The organism is Streptomyces sp. BJ20 (assembly GCF_022869105.1).
Taxonomy (GTDB): Bacteria; Actinomycetota; Actinomycetes; order Streptomycetales; family Streptomycetaceae; genus Streptomyces; species Streptomyces griseoincarnatus.
This window is the reverse complement of the sequence record NZ_CP094918.1, coordinates 5327120-5341805: the sequence shown is the minus strand read 5'-3', so window position 1 is coordinate 5341805 and position 14686 is coordinate 5327120. Positions and strand designations below refer to the sequence as shown.

At 74.3% G+C, this 14686-nt stretch carries 15 protein-coding genes and 1 pseudogene; 9 read left to right on the top strand and 7 right to left on the bottom strand.

What is annotated here, in order from left to right:
• Window positions 1-128 precede the first annotated feature (128 nt).
• On the top strand, window positions 129-1553 hold the full coding sequence (locus tag MTR79_RS24170; RefSeq protein ID WP_244791954.1) for a hypothetical protein: 1425 nt from the start codon (window positions 129-131) through the stop codon (window positions 1551-1553).
• Between the two features lie 267 nt (window positions 1554-1820).
• On the opposite strand, the gene MTR79_RS24165 is transcribed toward MTR79_RS24170, so the two are convergent.
• On the bottom strand, window positions 1821-2240 hold the full coding sequence (locus tag MTR79_RS24165) for a VOC family protein (protein ID WP_086702951.1): 420 nt from the start codon (window positions 2238-2240) through the stop codon (window positions 1821-1823).
• Window positions 2241-2465: 225 nt separating this feature from the next.
• Between MTR79_RS24165 and MTR79_RS24160 the strand changes: the two genes are divergently transcribed.
• From MTR79_RS24160 to MTR79_RS24150, 3 genes are all read left to right on the top strand, one after another.
• Window positions 2466-4064 carry an ABC-F family ATP-binding cassette domain-containing protein gene (locus MTR79_RS24160; protein WP_086702946.1) on the top strand — a complete coding sequence of 533 codons (1599 nt, stop codon included), beginning with the start codon at window positions 2466-2468 and terminating at the stop codon, window positions 4062-4064.
• Between the two features lie 371 nt (window positions 4065-4435).
• On the top strand, window positions 4436-4654 hold the full coding sequence (locus tag MTR79_RS24155) for a helix-turn-helix domain-containing protein (protein ID WP_048458504.1): 219 nt from the start codon (window positions 4436-4438) through the stop codon (window positions 4652-4654).
• 106 nt (window positions 4655-4760) lie between these two features.
• On the top strand, window positions 4761-5564 hold the full coding sequence (locus MTR79_RS24150) for an enoyl-CoA hydratase/isomerase family protein (RefSeq protein ID WP_086702948.1): 804 nt from the start codon (window positions 4761-4763) through the stop codon (window positions 5562-5564).
• A 1103-nt stretch (window positions 5565-6667) separates the two neighbouring features.
• Here the strand turns inward: MTR79_RS24150 and MTR79_RS24140 are convergent.
• Window positions 6668-7075, bottom strand: a pseudogene (locus MTR79_RS24140) (hypothetical protein); the annotation flags it as partial.
• 86 nt (window positions 7076-7161) lie between these two features.
• On the opposite strand from MTR79_RS24140, the gene MTR79_RS24135 reads away from it, so the two are divergent.
• The 5 genes from MTR79_RS24135 to amaP are packed head-to-tail and all read left to right on the top strand — an operon-like array spanning window position 7162 to window position 9457.
• Window positions 7162-7662, top strand: coding sequence for an Asp23/Gls24 family envelope stress response protein (locus MTR79_RS24135; protein WP_086702950.1), 501 nt, complete (start codon window positions 7162-7164; stop codon window positions 7660-7662).
• A 25-nt stretch (window positions 7663-7687) separates the two neighbouring features.
• Window positions 7688-7873 (top strand): hypothetical protein, encoded by a 186-nt coding sequence (locus tag MTR79_RS24130; protein ID WP_048458507.1) that lies wholly within the window; start codon window positions 7688-7690, stop codon window positions 7871-7873.
• Complete coding sequence (locus tag MTR79_RS24125; RefSeq protein ID WP_048458508.1) at window positions 7870-8253, top strand: Asp23/Gls24 family envelope stress response protein; 384 nt, start codon at window positions 7870-7872, stop codon at window positions 8251-8253. The genes MTR79_RS24130 and MTR79_RS24125 overlap by 4 nt, the downstream gene beginning before the upstream one ends.
• Window positions 8250-8876 carry a DUF6286 domain-containing protein gene (locus tag MTR79_RS24120; protein WP_189366497.1) on the top strand — a complete coding sequence of 209 codons (627 nt, stop codon included), beginning with the start codon at window positions 8250-8252 and terminating at the stop codon, window positions 8874-8876. Before MTR79_RS24125 ends, MTR79_RS24120 begins: the two co-directional genes overlap by 4 nt.
• Window positions 8873-9457: an alkaline shock response membrane anchor protein AmaP gene (gene amaP / locus MTR79_RS24115; RefSeq protein ID WP_244791953.1), complete on the top strand. Its 585-nt coding sequence runs from the start codon at window positions 8873-8875 to the stop codon at window positions 9455-9457. Before MTR79_RS24120 ends, amaP begins: the two co-directional genes overlap by 4 nt.
• A gap of 94 nt (window positions 9458-9551) precedes the next feature.
• Here amaP and MTR79_RS24110 read toward each other — a convergent pair whose 3' ends face one another.
• Genes MTR79_RS24110 through MTR79_RS24090 form a run of 5 tightly spaced genes read right to left on the bottom strand, consistent with a single transcriptional unit; the run spans window position 9552 to window position 14659 of the window.
• Window positions 9552-10310, bottom strand: coding sequence for an SDR family oxidoreductase (locus tag MTR79_RS24110; protein WP_086705112.1), 759 nt, complete (start codon window positions 10308-10310; stop codon window positions 9552-9554).
• Window positions 10311-10314: 4 nt separating this feature from the next.
• Window positions 10315-12096, bottom strand: coding sequence for a glycoside hydrolase family 15 protein (locus MTR79_RS24105; protein ID WP_086705113.1), 1782 nt, complete (start codon window positions 12094-12096; stop codon window positions 10315-10317).
• Window positions 12097-12129: 33 nt separating this feature from the next.
• The gene (locus MTR79_RS24100) at window positions 12130-12495 is read right to left on the bottom strand and encodes a hypothetical protein (protein WP_189366499.1); all 366 of its coding nucleotides are present in this window, start codon (window positions 12493-12495) and stop codon (window positions 12130-12132) included.
• Entirely contained in the window at window positions 12492-13106 is a 615-nt protein-coding gene (locus MTR79_RS24095; protein WP_244791952.1) for a sigma-70 family RNA polymerase sigma factor, read from the bottom strand. The genes MTR79_RS24100 and MTR79_RS24095 overlap by 4 nt, the downstream gene beginning before the upstream one ends.
• Window positions 13103-14659, bottom strand: a complete 1557-nt coding sequence (locus MTR79_RS24090; protein ID WP_244791951.1) for a sodium:solute symporter — start codon at window positions 14657-14659, stop codon at window positions 13103-13105. The genes MTR79_RS24095 and MTR79_RS24090 overlap by 4 nt, the downstream gene beginning before the upstream one ends.
• Window positions 14660-14686 lie beyond the last annotated feature (27 nt).

The following is a 14686-nucleotide window of genomic DNA, read 5'->3' as shown; positions in this document are numbered from 1 at the left end:
GTTTAGCGTCGGACCATTGGCCTGATCGGGTCCCTCCGGCACCGTCCGCGCCGGGACGGCGACGGCCACCGAGGCGTCCCTCGGCATTCCGTTTGGGTTTTCGGACCGTCAACCGGAAGACTGCACCCGTGACGTCCCGTATCCCGCGCGACTCCAGGCTTCGACTCGTCCGCCCGCGACCCCTGGCCGCCGCCCCCGCCGCGATCGAGCAGCGGCGTGTGCGCCGCCCCGCGCCACGCCCCCCGGAGGGCACGCCCGCACCGGCCGAGCTGGCCGGAATGGCACGCTCCGTCCTGGCCGCGGCCGCCCGCGTGGCCCGCTGGGCCGACCGCGCCCTGGGCCCCGGCGGCGACAGCGCCACCGCCGACGGCAAGGCCACCCTGTCCGACGCGACCGCCCGCCGGGCCGCCGACGCCCTCGGCCTGACCGTCGATCAGGTCCGTGCCGACTGGGACACCGCCCGGCTGGCCGGTCTCGTCGAGGTGCACGGCGACAGCGCCCGCCCCGGCTGGCGGCTGCGCGCCTGGGACCGCGACGACAGCGCCGTGCTGCGCGGCTGGGTCGCCCTCTGCGACGCCTGGTCGCTCGCCTGCCCCGAACCCGAGGACCACGAGCCCGCCGCCGTCGCCGAGGTCGTGACGGCCATGCCGCAGGTGCTGTCCTTCCTGCAGCTGTCCGCCGGGCCGGTGCCCGTGCCCCAGCTGCTCGACCTGCTGGAGCAGCGGGTCACCGAACTGCGCACGGAGCGCTGCGAGGTGGACTACGGGCCGCGGCCCGAGGCGCCCGACGCCCCCGCCGTCGCCCCGGGGCCGCGCCCCGCGCCCGCCGCCGACGCCCCGCTGCGGCCCCTCCTCGACTGGGCGCTGCGCGCCCTCGCCTCCGTCGGCGCGCTCACCTACGGCGACGGCCAGGCCACGCTGACGCCGCTCGGCAGCTGGGCGGTGTGGGTCAAGCTGGAGCAGATCTGCGTCGCCGCGCAGAGCCCGGCGGGCAACATCGAGCAGGGCGCGGAGGACATGCTGCGCGGGTGCGCGCGGCTCCGTCCGGCCGCGGCCCGCGCCGAGTACCGCGCCTGGCTCGCCGCCCGGCCCGTCGGCAGCGCCGTCACCGAGCTGATCGCCGCCGCGCGGGGGGAGGACGCCCTGCTGCGGGGTCTCGCCTTCGAGGCGCTGCGGGTGGTCGGCGCCCCGGCCGAGCCGGAGGTGCACGCCGCCCTCGAAGAGCCCGCGCTGCGGCCGTACGCCCTGCTGTGGCTGGCCGAGCACGACGGGACGGACCCCGAGGACGCGCACGAGGTGCTCACGCGGGAGGAGGCGACGTGGCTGTGGGTGGACACGGCGGCGGCGGTCGCGGACCACGGTGAGGCGCCGCTGCTGCTGCGTCACCTGGAGACGGCGGTCCAGCCCACGGTGCCGGCCCTCCTGGCGGAGGTCCGCGCGGTGGGGCACCCCCGCACCGTCCAGGTCCTGGTCGCCCTGGCCGCGGCCCACCCGGACCCGGCCTTCGCGAAGGCGGTCCGAAGAGCGGCGTTCCAGGTCCACAAGGGAGGTTAGACGCGGCGCGGGGTGCCGCTGCGGCGCGGCGTGACGAGCACGGTGCCGCGCCGCGGGGGGTTGCCGTCGAGCCCACCCGTGCCGCCCTGCGGCACGACTGCCGACTGCCCGCAACGGCGGCGAACAGAGCTCACCGAAGGCCTGCGGCCCTCGGCCCGGCCGCGGGCGTTCGTGCCGCTGGGGCGGCACGGGCGGGCGCAGCGGCACCCCCGCGGCGCGGCAGGTCCAGGCACGTCCACGCGCCCGGGGTCACGGGGCCCTGTCCGCTCAGGCGCCCGCCTCCGGCGCGTACGTGCCGAAGCTCCACACGTTGGCCTCGAGGTCACGGACCATGTAGTCCCGCGACCCGTAGTCCTGGTCGGTCGGCGGCATCAGCACCTCCACCCCCTGCTCCACCGCCCGCCGATGATGCGCGTCGACGTCGTCCACGACGACATACACCCCCGCAGGACCTGCGTCCTTCATCGCCGCGTCGAACACGCCGCCACGCCCCTTGGACCCCAGCATCACCACCCCGTTGCCCTGGGCCAGTTCGGCGTGCTCCACCGTGCCGTCCTCCCCCTCGTACACCGCCACCTCCGTGAAGCCGAGACCCTCCGTCAGCTGACGGATCGCCGCCTTCGCGTCCGCGTACAGGAGCGTCGGGACGACGCCCGGCCGCGAGCTGCCCCTGCCCGTGCCTGCCATGGTGATCACTTCCTCGTGTCCGGAGTGCACCGGGATACATCGGTGTGTCCCGTCAGTGGCCAGTGTGACATCGGCCACTGACACCCGCGTGGAGCGAATCCGCACGCGGAAAACCGCTTGCCCCGCCCCGTTAGAATGGCTCGCATGGCCATTCTCCTCGCGCATTAGACGGCGGGAACGCCCTCGGCCGCCCACCGCCAACCACACCTGCCCTGGAGTCTGTCCGTGATCTCCGCCTCCGGCATCGAGCTGCGCGCCGGTGCCCGCGTCCTCATCGAGAGCGCCACCTTCCGCGTCGCCAAGGGCGACCGCATCGGCCTCGTCGGCCGTAACGGCGCGGGGAAGACCACCCTCACCAAGGTCCTCGCCGGCCAGGGCATGCCCGCCGCCGGCACGGTCACTCGCTCCGGCGAGGTCGGCTACCTGCCCCAGGACCCCCGCACCGGCGACCTCGACGTCCTCGCCCGCGACCGCATCCTGTCCGCCCGCGGCCTCGACGTACTGATCCGCAAGATGCGGGAGAACGAGCAGCGCATCGCGGGCGGCCAGGGCGCCACCCGCGAGAAGGCCCTGCGGCAGTACGAGCGCCAGGAGACGGAGTTCCTCACCAAGGGCGGGTACGCCGCCGAGGCCGAGGCCGCCACCATCGCCGCCGCGCTGAACCTTCCCGACCGGGTGCTCGGCCAGCCGCTGCACACGCTCTCCGGCGGTCAGCGCCGTCGCGTGGAGCTCGCCCGCATCCTGTTCTCCGACGCGGACACCCTGCTCCTCGACGAGCCGACGAACCACCTCGACGCCGACTCGATCGTCTGGCTGCGGGACTACCTGAAGACCTACCGCGGCGGCTTCATCGTGATCTCCCACGACGTCGACCTGGTCGAGACGGTCGTCAACAAGGTGTTCTACCTGGACGCCAACCGCGCCACGATCGACGTCTACAACATGGGCTGGAAGCTCTACCAGCAGCAGCGCGAGGCCGACGAGAAGCGCCGCCGGCGCGAACGGCAGAACGCCGAGAAGAAGGCCGCCGCGCTCAACTCCCAGGCCGACAAGATGCGGGCCAAGGCCACCAAGACGGTCGCCGCGCAGAACATGGCCCGCCGCGCGGAGAAGCTGCTGGCCGGCCTCGAGGACGTACGCCAGTCCGACAAGGTCGCCAAGCTGCGCTTCCCCGAGCCCGCGCCCTGCGGCAAGACCCCGCTGATGGCGGAAGGCCTGTCGAAGTCGTACGGCTCGCTGGAGATCTTCACCGACGTCGACCTGGCGATCGACAAGGGCTCCCGGGTCGTGATCCTGGGGCTCAACGGCGCCGGCAAGACCACCCTGCTGCGGCTGCTCGCGGGCGTCGAGCAGCCCGACACGGGCGCCGTCGTCCCCGGCCACGGCCTCAAGCTCGGCTATTACGCGCAGGAGCACGAGACCCTCGACCCGGACCGCACGGTCCTGGAGAACATGCGCTCGGCCGCGCCCGACCTTGACCTCGTCGAGGTCCGCAAGGTGCTCGGCTCGTTCCTGTTCTCGGGCGACGACGTCGACAAGCCGGCCGGGGTCCTCTCCGGCGGTGAGAAGACGCGTCTCGCGCTGGCGACCCTCGTCGTCTCCTCGGCGAACGTCCTGCTGCTCGACGAGCCCACCAACAACCTCGACCCGGCCAGCCGTGAGGAGATCCTCGGCGCGCTGCGCACCTACAAGGGCGCGGTCGTCCTCGTCACCCACGACGAGGGCGCCGTCGAGGCGCTCCAGCCGGAGCGGATCATTCTGCTGCCGGACGGCGTCGAGGACCTGTGGGGCTCCGACTACGCGGATCTGGTCGCGCTCGCCTGACCGGCGAGACCCGGCGACCGGGTCAGCGGTGTGTGACCGAATGCGTGATCCACTGCGTATGGATCATTCGGCCCATCGGTGATCCATCAATCGTGTGAGATCTCCTCATCCTGAGGTGTGTCCTACACGGATTTCGCGGCCGGGCCCTCTTGGAACGGGGGTTCGGCCGTCGTCTCTTTCTGACCTGCGCATTCCTGGAGAAACCCGTTCGGCGGTCGCGCCGAAGCCGCTTGGAATTCTTCATTCCGGATGTGGGGACACGCTCCCGTCGTCACAAGGTTGTCTTATCGACCTTGCCGAATGGGTGGCCATCGGGCCCGGGAGGGGTGATCATGAGGAGACCAGAGCGCACTTCCCATGAGGAGGCACGGGTGGCCGAGACTCTGAAGAAGGGCAGCCGGGTGACCGGCGCCGCGCGCGACAAGCTCGCGGCAGACCTGAAGAAGAAGTACGACGCCGGTGCGAGCATCCGCGCGTTGGCCGAGGAGACCGGCCGCTCGTACGGATTCGTGCACCGCATGCTGAGCGAGTCGGGCGTCACGCTCCGAGGGCGTGGCGGGGCGACACGGGGCAAGAAGTCTCCGGCCTGATCCCCGGGGCCCCGCAGACCCGATGGTGGCCACCCGGTCGGCCGTCCGGCCGGCCGGGTGGTTACTGTGCAGTCACTTAGACGACCGCACCCATCGGAGGCGCCCCATGGCTTCGTCCCCCCAGGACCTCGGTCCGGTTCTCGACAAGGACGGCGTACGGCTCACCGTCGACGACGCGATCGCCACGGTGACGCTGACGAACCCGGCCAAGCGCAACGCGCAGAGCCCCGCTCTGTGGCGGGCGCTGACCGAGGCGGGTCAGCTTCTGCCCGGTTCCGTCCGGGTCGTGGTGCTGCGCGGTGAGGGAAAGTCGTTCTCCGCCGGGCTCGACCGGCAGATGCTCTCGCCCGAGGGGATCCCGGGTGAGCCGTCGTTCGTCGACCTGGCGCGCAGCGACGACGCCGCGCTGGACGCCGCCATCGCCGGCTACCAGGACGCGTTCACCTGGTGGCGGCGCAACGACATCGTGTCCGTCGCCGCCGTGCAGGGACACGCCATCGGGGCCGGGTTCCAGCTGGCCCTCGCCTGTGACCTGCGCGTCGTCGCGGACGACGTGCAGTTCGCCATGCGCGAGACCAGCCTCGGCCTGGTGCCCGACCTCACCGGCACCCACCCCCTCGTCGGCCTCGTCGGCTACGCCCGCGCGCTGGAGATCTGCGCGACCGGGCGGTTCGTCACGGCCGAGGAGTCGGTGACCATCGGCCTGGCCAACCTCGCCGTGCCCGCCGCCGAGCTCGACGGGGCGGTGCAGGACCTCGCGGCGGCGCTGCTGGCCGCTCCGCGCGACGCCGTCATCGAGACGAAGGCGCTGCTGCGGGGTGCCCAGGGGCGCACCTACGACGAGCAGCGGGGCGCCGAGCGGGCGGCTCAGGCTCGTCGTCTGCGCGATCTGGCCGGGCTCGGCGAGTAGTCCCGTGGCCCTGACCGGCCGACGGCGCCGGGTCAGTCCAGGTCGGTGACCAGGACGGCCACCGTCGGCCGGTCCGGCAACGCCTCCGCCGCGGCGGCCCGCGCGGCGCGTGCGACCTCCAGCGGGCGGAAGCCCGCGGCGACGGCGAGGTCCACGCGCGCGTGGCGGCGGGGGAGAGCGGTCCCGGCGCCCGACGCCTGCTCGGTGAGCCGCACCGGACGGCCCCACGCCCCCGTCAGCCGGGCCACCCCGGCCACCCGCGACACCGCGGCGGCGACCCGCCCTGCCTCCGAGCCGTCGCCACCGGCGGCGTCCACCCCCGGGAACGCGTCCGCCGCGCCGCCGACATCCTGTGCAGCGTCGGGCGCCTCCGCGCACCCGGACCCGCCCGCCGCGCCGCCCGCGGCGATAGGGGGCGTCTGCGCCGCGCCGGGTGTCTGCGTACCCGCGGGCACGTCCGCCGCCTCGGGCGTGCTCGCGTCCCCGGGCGTGCCTGTTGGTCGGGGCGTGCCCGTGTCCTTGGGCGTGTCTGTCGCTCGGGGCGTGGTCGCGTCGCTGGGCGCCTCCGCGCATCCGGACCCGCCCTCCGCGCCGCCCGCGGCGATAGGGGGCGTCTGCGCCGCGCCGGGTGTCTGCGTACCCGCGGGCACGTCCGCCGCCTCGGGCGTGCTCGCGTCCCCGGGCGTGCCTGTTGCTCCGGGCGTGGTCGCGTCCTTGGGCGTGCCTGTTGCTCCGGGCGTGGTCGCGTCCTTGGGCGTGCCTGTTGCTCCGGGCGTGGTCGCGTCCTTGGGCGTGCCTGTTGCTCCGGGCGTGCCCGTGTCCTTGGGCGTGCCTGTTGCTCCGGGCGTGCCCGTGTCCTTGGGCGTGCCTGTTGCTCCGGGCGTGCCCGCGTCCCTAGGCGTGCCCGTTGCTCCCGGCGTGGTCGCGACTCCGTGCGTGGTCGTCGTGGTCGTGCGAGCGTCCGTGGAGGTGTCCGCTGCTCCGGGCATGCCCGCATCCGTGGCCGGGGCCGCCGCTCCGGGGCTGACCGCGTTTCCCGGCGTGCCCGGATTCCCGGGCGTGGGCGCCGCTCCGGGCGTCTCCGGCGCCCCGGACGGCGCTGCGGAGGGCTCCTCGTCCAGCAGTTCTGTGACCCGGAGGTCCACCTCCGTCACGTCCAGGCCGAGCCGCTCCGTCGCCGCGACCGCCAGGGACGTCCGCAGGCGGGACGCTGTTGCCGGGAGGGGCCACGCCGCCGTGGCCGCGAACTCCGCGGTGAGCCGCAGGGGGCCCGGGGGGAGGGCGCTAGGCGGGGCCGGTACCGCCGGCTCGACGGCCGTGCCGGGGTCGGCGAGGCCGATCCGGACGCTGTCCAGGCGCGCCTCCGGCACCTCGCGTCCCGCCGCGTCCCGCAGTACCCCGCCCGCTGCCCGTTCCGCGATCCATGCCCCGTCGTACGGCCCGCCCAGCGGCAGGAGTCTGCCCAACCCCACCTGTTGCCGCACCATCCGCGTCCATCGGTCCGCCGTCATTCCTCCAGCTTGCCGTATCACTGGAGCGGATCGGGGCAAACGCGCATACGGTGGTCGAAGGAGGACGACCGAAGGGACGTAGGGCAATGACCGACATGACCGAAGGCGGCTCGGTACGGGATCCTGACAGCGACAAGACGCCCGGCGACTCCGGCGCGAGCCGGGGACAGGGCACGCGACGCGGCGGCGGAGCCCCTGCCGACCGGGGCCGGACCACCATCGCCGACGGCGTCGTCGAGAAGATCGCCGGTCTGGCCGCGCGGGACGTGGTGGGCGTGCACGCCATGGGCAGCGGCATCTCCCGCACCTTCGGCGCCATGCGCGAACGGGTGCCCGGCGGGTCGAGTTCGAAGTCGGTGACGCGTGGGGTGAAGGCCGAGGTCGGCGAGGTGCAGACCGCGCTGGACCTGGAGATCGTCGTCGACTACGGCGTGTCCATCGCCGATGTCGCCAAGGACGTGCGGGAGAACGTCGTCGCGGCCGTCGAGCGGATGACCGGCCTCGAGGTCGTCGAGGTCAACATCGCGGTGAGCGACGTGAAGCTCCCCGACGAGGAAGAGGACGAGACCGAGAACCGGGTGCAGTGAGACACGCTGAGCGGAGGAGCGAGGCATGAGGATGGCCGTCGTCGGCATGATCGCCGGCATGGCGTTGGGCTTCGCCGGATACTTCGGCGGATTCGGGGCTTTCCTGCTGGTGGCGGCCCTGGGCGCGGTGGGTTTCGTGGTCGGACGGCTGCTCGAGGGCGACCTGGACCTCGGCGACTTCTTCCGTTCCCGTGACGAACGGCGGCGGTGACGGGCGTGGGCGCGGGGGCCGTGGAGCTCGGCGGCGACCCGCGGACCGTCCCTCCGGGGGAACGCGGGGAGACCACGATCGCCGACCGGGTCGTCGCGAAGATCGCGTCCCAGGCGGCGCGTGAGGCTCTCGGGGTGCTGCCGCGGGACGCCGAGCCGCCGCACGCGAGCGTCGTCGTCCGGCACGGCACCGCGCGTGTGCGCGTGCACGTCGAACTCGACTACCCCGGCGACATGGGCGGCCGCTGCGCTAGGGTGCGGCGGCGGATCGTCGAGCGGGTGCACGACCTCGCGGGGATGTCCGTACCGGAGGTCGTCGTGCAGGTGGAGCGGCTGCATCTGGCCGCCCGCCCCGACACGGTGGGCGGAGGGCTGCCATGAGCGGGACGCGGGGCACGACGGCCGGCCCGTCGGCGCCGCCCGCGGAGAGCGGCGCCACCATGGGCGGCGCGAACGGCGGCCGCCGGCGCTTCTGGTCGCCCCGCCGGGTCCCGGCGGGCCTCCTGGCACTGGTGGTCCTGGTGATCGCGGGCGCGTTCCTCTACGACATCGCGGCGGTCCGCGCCCACCGGCCGGGGATGAGCTGGCGGCGCGATCTCGCCCGGCAGCTGGCCGAGCGGCAGCTGGACGACGTATGGGTGCTGACCGGGGCGGCCGTCGCCGCCGCGCTGGGCCTGTGGCTGCTGGTGCTGGCCCTCACTCCGGGCCTGCGGTCCGTGCTGACGATGCGCCGCGTCCATCCCGACGTCCGCGCCGGCCTCGACCGGGACGCCGCCGCGACGGTGCTGCGGGACCGGGCCCTCGAGGTGGCCGGTGTGCAGGCGGTGCGGGTGGCCGTGAAGCGGAGGAGGACGGACGTGCGGGCGGTGTCGCACTTCCGTGACCTGGACGACGTACGCGAGGACCTGACCGCCGTGCTGGAGGGGGCGATCCGCGGGCTGGGCCTGGCCCGGCCGTCCCCGCTGACGCTGCACGTACGGCGGCCCGGCCGGAAGGGGCGGTGACCGTGAACACGACCGTCAACCGTGTGCTGCTCGCCCTCGCCGGGCTGGTGCTGTTCGTGCTGGGCGGCTCGGTGCTGGCGATCGGCCTGGGCGCGCCCACGCCCTCCTGGTGGCTGCACGACGGCCGGAACGACGTGCTGCTCGACGACTCCGAGCGGACCCGGTGGCGGGACCAGGGCTGGTGGTGGCCGGTGGTGATCGCCGCGCTCGCCGTGGTGGTCCTGCTCTGCCTGTGGTGGATGGTCTCCGTCCTCCGGCGCCGGCGCGTGTCGGAGATCGTGGTCGACACCGGCGACGGCGAGGTCGCGGCGCTGCGGGGCCGCGCCCTGGAGCGCGCGCTGGCCGAGGACGCGAACCGTCAGGACGGCGTCGCCGAGGCCCGCGTCCTCCTCACCGGCCGTCGAGGCACCCCACGCACCCGCGTGGTCCTCCTCCTCGACCCCCACGTGGACCCGGGCACGGCGCTGGACACCTTCACCGCGGGCCCTCTGACCCACGCCCGCACCGCCACAGCCCTCCCGTCCCTCCCGTCGGAAGTCCGCCTCCGGGCGGTGAAACACCGCCCGGAACGCGTCACCTGACACCCCCGCGGCCCACCCGACGGGGGTACACGCGGCGAAGGCCACCGTCGAGGCGCGCACCCCGCCCCCGCGGCAACCCCCGAGCGAGTCGGGTTCAGAACCCGTGCCGCGACCCTCCGTCCACCGGCAGCATCACGCCCGTGATGTACGACGCCGCCGGGGAGAGGAGGAACGCCGCCGTGCGGCCGAACTCCTCCGGGGTGCCGTAGCGGCGGAGGGGGATGCGGGACTCGGCCGCCTGACGGGTGGCCTCCGGGTCGGCGGAGAGGGAGTCCAGTTCGCGGACGCGGTCGGTGTCGACGCGGCCGGGCAGCAGGCCCACGACGCGGATGCCGCGCGGACCCAGTTCGTCGGCGAGGGACTTGGCGAAGCCCGCCAGGCCCGGGCGCAGGCCGTTGGAGATGGTCAGGCCGGGGATCGGCTCGTGCACCGAGCCGGACAGCACGAAGCCGATGACGCCCCCCTCGCCCAGCTCCGCGGCGGCCGCGCGGGCCAGCCGTACCGCGCCGAGGAACACCGAATCGAACGCCGCCTGCCACTGCTCGTCGGTGGTGTCGGCGACGAACCCCGGCGGGGGGCCGCCCACGCTGACGAGGACGCCGTCGAAGCGGCCGAACCGCTCGCGCGCGGTGGCGATCAGCCGCTCGGCGGCCGCCGGATCGGCGTTGTCGACGGCCGCCCCGGCCGCCGCGTCCGGCCCCAGCGCGGACACGGCCTCCGCGACCGCGTCCTCCTTCCGCCCCGTGACGACCACCTTCGCACCCTCGGCGACGAGCGCCCGCGCGGAGGCGTGGCCCAGCCCGCGGGTCGCCCCGGTGACGACGTACACCCGGTCCTTCAGTCCAAGATCCATGGCCCTATCCTGCCTCCTCGTCACCGAACAGGGCGAGGGCGCTGTTCACCAGGCCGATGTGGCTGAACGCCTGCGGGAAGTTGCCCAGCAGCCGGCCGTTCACCGTGTCGTACTCCTCGGCGAGGAGTCCCACGTCGTTCGCCAGGCCGAGGAGCCGTTCGAACAGTTCGCGGGCCTCCTCCGTGCGGCCCGTCATGTGGAGGGCTTCCACGAGCCAGAACGTGCACGCCAGGAACGCGCCCTCCTGTCCGGGCAGCCCGTCCAGCTCGGCGGCGTCCGAGGTGTAGCGGCGTACGAGACCGTCCTGGCCCAGCTCCGCGCGGATCGCGTCGATGGTGCCGAGCACCCGGGGGTCGTCCGGCGGCAGGAAGCCGGTCCGGGGGATCAGCAGCAGCGCCGCGTCCAGCTCAGGGGAGCCGTAGGACTGCGTGAACGTGTTGCGCCCGGGGTCGTAGCCCTTCTCGCACACCTCCCGGTGCACCTCGTCGCGCAGCGCGCGCCAGGCCTCCAGGTCGCCGCCCATCTCCGGCCACCTCTCCAGCCCCCGCACCATGCGGTCCGCGGCGACCCACACCATCACCTTGGAGTGCACGAAGTGGCGCCGGCCGCCGCGCACCTCCCACAGCCCCTCGTCCGGCTGCCGCCAGGCCGTCTTCAGGAAGTCCAGCAGCACCGACTGGAGCGCCCAGACGTCCGGCTTCCAGGGCAGTCCCGCGCGCCGGGCCAGCGCGAGGGAGTCCACGACCTCGCCGTACACGTCGAGCTGGAGCTGGTTCACGGCGTCGTTGCCGACCCGCACCGGGGTGGCACCGCCGAAGCCGGACAACCACGGCAGTTCGAACTCCGGCAGCCGCCGCTCGCCCGCGAGCCCGTACATGATCTGCAGGTCCGCCGGGTCGCCGGCGACCGCGCGGAGCAGCCAGTCGCGCCAGGCCGCGGCCTCCTCCATGTACCCGGCGGCGAGCAGGGCGCTCAGGGTGAGCGTGGAGTCGCGCAGCCAGCAGAAGCGGTAGTCCCAGTTGCGCACGCCGCCCGGCTCCTCCGGCAGGGAGGTGGTGGGGGCGGCGACGATCCCGCCGGTGGGACGGTAGGTGAGCGCCTTCAGCGTGATCAGGGACCGTATCACCATGTCCCGGTGAGGCCCCCGGTAGCAGCAGCGGGACGCCCACGCCTGCCAGTCCTTCAGACTGTGCCGCAGCGAGGCGTACGGGTCGACCAGCGCGGGCCGCGGCTCGTGCGAGGGGTGCCAGGTGAGCACGAAGGCGACCTGCTCGCCCTCCCTCACCGTGAACTCCGAGTGGGTGCCGAAGTCCTCGCCCCAGGTGTGCACCTCCGGCACGCTGCGCAGCCACGCCGAGTCGGGCCCGGCCACGGCGACCCGGTGCCCGTCGGCCTTGCGCACCCACGGCACGATCGAGCCGTAGTCGAAGCGCAGCCGCAGTGTGCTGCGCACGGTCACCTCACCGCTCAGCCCTTGCACGATCCGCACCAGGTCGGGCGCGGTGTGCCGCTGCGGCATCAGGTCGGTGACCTGCACGGCGCCGTCGGGCGTCTCCCAGACGGTGTCCAGCACCAGCGAGTCCTCACGGTAGGCGCGGCGCGTGCACCGCTCCTGGCCCGGTGGTGCGATGCGCCAGTGCCCGTTGTTCTCGTCGCCGAGCAGCCGGGCGAAGCAGGCGGCCGAGTCGAAGCGGGGCAGGCAGAGCCAGTCGACCGAGCCGTCGGTGCCCACCAGGGCAGCGGTCTGCTCGTCACCGATGAGCGCGTAGTCCTCGATACGAAGCACGGGCTGCGGGTTCCCGGCCGCAGCGTGCCGCAATCAGCCCGGCTGCTGGGGGAGTGACGGTCCGTCGGCGGCGGCGGCCCCTTCGCCGGAGAAGATCACACCGGGTTCGGCGGGCGCCTGGTTGAGCACCCACAGCCCGATCAGCGTCGCCAGCGCGAAGACGACCGCGACCAGCACGGTGAGCACCAGCCGGCGGCGGCGCTCCCGGCGCAGCCACTCGCCGCGCGCGGTGCGGTAGGCGTCCGGGTCGGGAAGCACCCCGCCGGCCAGGGCGTGCAGGGCGTCGGCCAGCTCCCGTTCGGTGCGCTCCGCGTCCGGCGGCCGGGGCGGCTCGGACCGCTCGCGACCGGTGCGGTCCCGGCGGGTCCCACGCGACGGAGTCGCATCCTGATGTTTCATCGCCGGGCCTCCATGGCCTGGGTCAGCGCGGCGATGCCGCGTGAGGTGTGCGTCTTGACGGAGCCGCGGGAGATGCCCATCGCGGCGGCGATCTCGGCCTCCCTCAGCCCGAGCCAGTGGCGCAGCACCAGCGCCTCCCGCTGCCGGGCCGGGAGCTGCTGGAGCGCGTCGATCAGCACCCGCTGGTCGTCCCGCAGCAGCGCGGTGTTCTCGGCGGACGCCACGGTGGGCTCGGGCGGGGAGGCCGGCTGCTCCTCGTGCCGGCGGGCGACCTGGAGATGGCGTATCCGCATCCGGGTCAGGTTGCAGACCGTGGAGCGCAAGTAGGCCTCGGCCGCGGCGACGTCCTTCAGCCGCCGCCACCGGCGGTAGATCTGGTAGTACGCCTCGGCGACCACGTTCTCCGGGTCGTCGGCGCCCAGCAGCACGGCGAGCCGCAGCATCGAGGAGTAGTGCAGCTCGAAGAGGCGGGCCACACTGGCCTCCCGCTCCAGGTCGGCGGGGTCGGCGACCGGGGCGGCGAGCGGGGCGGGCGGGCCCGGCGGCTCGGGCGGCGGGGGGACGGCCGGGGCCGGCGGCAGGGTGACCGGGGGACGGTGTCTGCGTATCACGCGTTGTTCGCTCCCGTCGGGGGACGTCGCCCGGCGCGCGGGCGGGACGGCAGGTCGGTGGCGTCGGGGCCGCGCGGGACGCCGAGCCGGGCGAGGACGGGCGTGGCGGCCACCGCGACGGCCAGGTTCAGCACCAGGGCGGCGACCCCGGCGTAGATCTCGGGCGAGCCGGCGACGAGCGGCACGATCGAGGAGAAGCCCTCCCGCACCACCAGGTAGGTCCCGGCGGCCATGCCCACGGCCCAGCCGACAAGCAGCGCCCGCGGGTGCAGCCACCGTGTGTACAGCCCGACGGCGACCGCGGGGAAGACCTGGAGCATCCACACCCCGCCGAGCAGTTGGAGGTTGATCGCGTCCTGGTCGCGCAGCCCGAACACGAACGCCACCGCGCCGAGCTTCGCGGTCAGCGACACCGCCTTGGCGACCCGTACCTGCCGTTTGGGCGTGGCCGTCGGGTGGACGTACTCGACGTACACGTTGCGGACGAAGCTGGTGGCCGCGGCGATGGACATCACCGCCGCCGGGACCAGCGCGCCGACCACGATCGAGCCGAACACCAGCCCGGCGAGCGGGCCCGGCATCAGCCGGTCGACCAGCATCGGCACGGCCGCCTCCGCACCGCCCGCGGGCGCCCGCACCCCGGCGGCGAGGGCCGCGATGCCGAGGAAGCCGAACAGCGCGAGCAGCGCCGTCCAGGCGGGCAGCCCCGCCGACACCTTGCGCAGGGTGCGCGTCCCGTCGGCGGCGAACCCGGCGGTCAGCACGTGCGGGTACATCAGCAGCGCCAGCGCGGAGCCGAGGGCGAGGGTCGCGTACGCGGGCTGCTGCCCGGGCGTGAGCACCAGGGGAGAGTGGGCGGGGTCGGTGCCGCCGAGGGCGCGGGCGGCCCCGTCGAACACCGCTCCGGGCCCGCCGAACCGGTCGAGGACCAGCCAGCAGACCGCGGTGAGCGACACGAACACCGCCACCGCCTTCAGCGCGGCGATCACCGTGGGGGCGCGCAGCCCGTGCCGGTAGGTGGCCACCGCCAGCCCCGCGAACACCGCGACCATCGCCAGGTCGCCGGCCGCGCCCGGCGGGTACAGCCCGCCCGCGGTGAGCACCGCGCGGATGCCGAGCAGCTGGAGCGCCAGGTACGGCATCGTCGCGAGGATGCCGGTCAGCGCGACGACCAGGGCCAGCGGGGGCGAGCCGTAGCGGCCGCGCACGAAGTCGGCGGCCGTGATGTAGCCGTGCCGCCGGGCCACCTCCCAGAGCCGGCTGAGCAGCACGAACGCCAGCGGGCAGACGATCACCGTGTACGGCACCGCGAAGAAGGCGGACGCGCCGTTGCCGTACGCGAGGCCCGGCACGGCGGTGAAGGTGTACGCGGTGTAGACCGTCCCGCCGAGCAGCAGCCAGGTCCAGCCGGCGCCGAGGCCGCGGTCGGCCAGCGCCCAGCCCTCCAGCGAGGGCAGCCGGTCGCTGGGGTGCAGCCGGCGAGCGGTGACGGCGAGCAGCGACGCCCCGCCGATCACGGCGAGGAACGTCGTGGTCATGGCTGCGCCGGCCATGGGTCACCGTCCTTGGTGTGCTGGACC

What these genes read in the sequence shown, in the direction of transcription:
- MTR79_RS24165 (WP_086702951.1), bottom strand. Translation starts at nt 2,240, where the DNA reads ATGGCAGGCACGGGCAGGGGCAGCTCGCGGCCGGGCGTCGTCCCGACG.
- MTR79_RS24150 (WP_086702948.1), top strand. Translation starts at nt 4,761, where the DNA reads ATGGCTTCGTCCCCCCAGGACCTCGGTCCGGTTCTCGACAAGGACGGC.
- MTR79_RS24135 (WP_086702950.1), top strand. Translation starts at nt 7,162, where the DNA reads ATGACCGACATGACCGAAGGCGGCTCGGTACGGGATCCTGACAGCGAC.
- MTR79_RS24130 (WP_048458507.1), top strand. Translation starts at nt 7,688, where the DNA reads ATGAGGATGGCCGTCGTCGGCATGATCGCCGGCATGGCGTTGGGCTTC.
- MTR79_RS24120 (WP_189366497.1), top strand. Translation starts at nt 8,250, where the DNA reads ATGAGCGGGACGCGGGGCACGACGGCCGGCCCGTCGGCGCCGCCCGCG.
- MTR79_RS24110 (WP_086705112.1), bottom strand. Translation starts at nt 10,310, where the DNA reads ATGGATCTTGGACTGAAGGACCGGGTGTACGTCGTCACCGGGGCGACC.
- MTR79_RS24100 (WP_189366499.1), bottom strand. Translation starts at nt 12,495, where the DNA reads ATGAAACATCAGGATGCGACTCCGTCGCGTGGGACCCGCCGGGACCGC.
- MTR79_RS24090 (WP_244791951.1), bottom strand. Translation starts at nt 14,659, where the DNA reads ATGGCCGGCGCAGCCATGACCACGACGTTCCTCGCCGTGATCGGCGGG.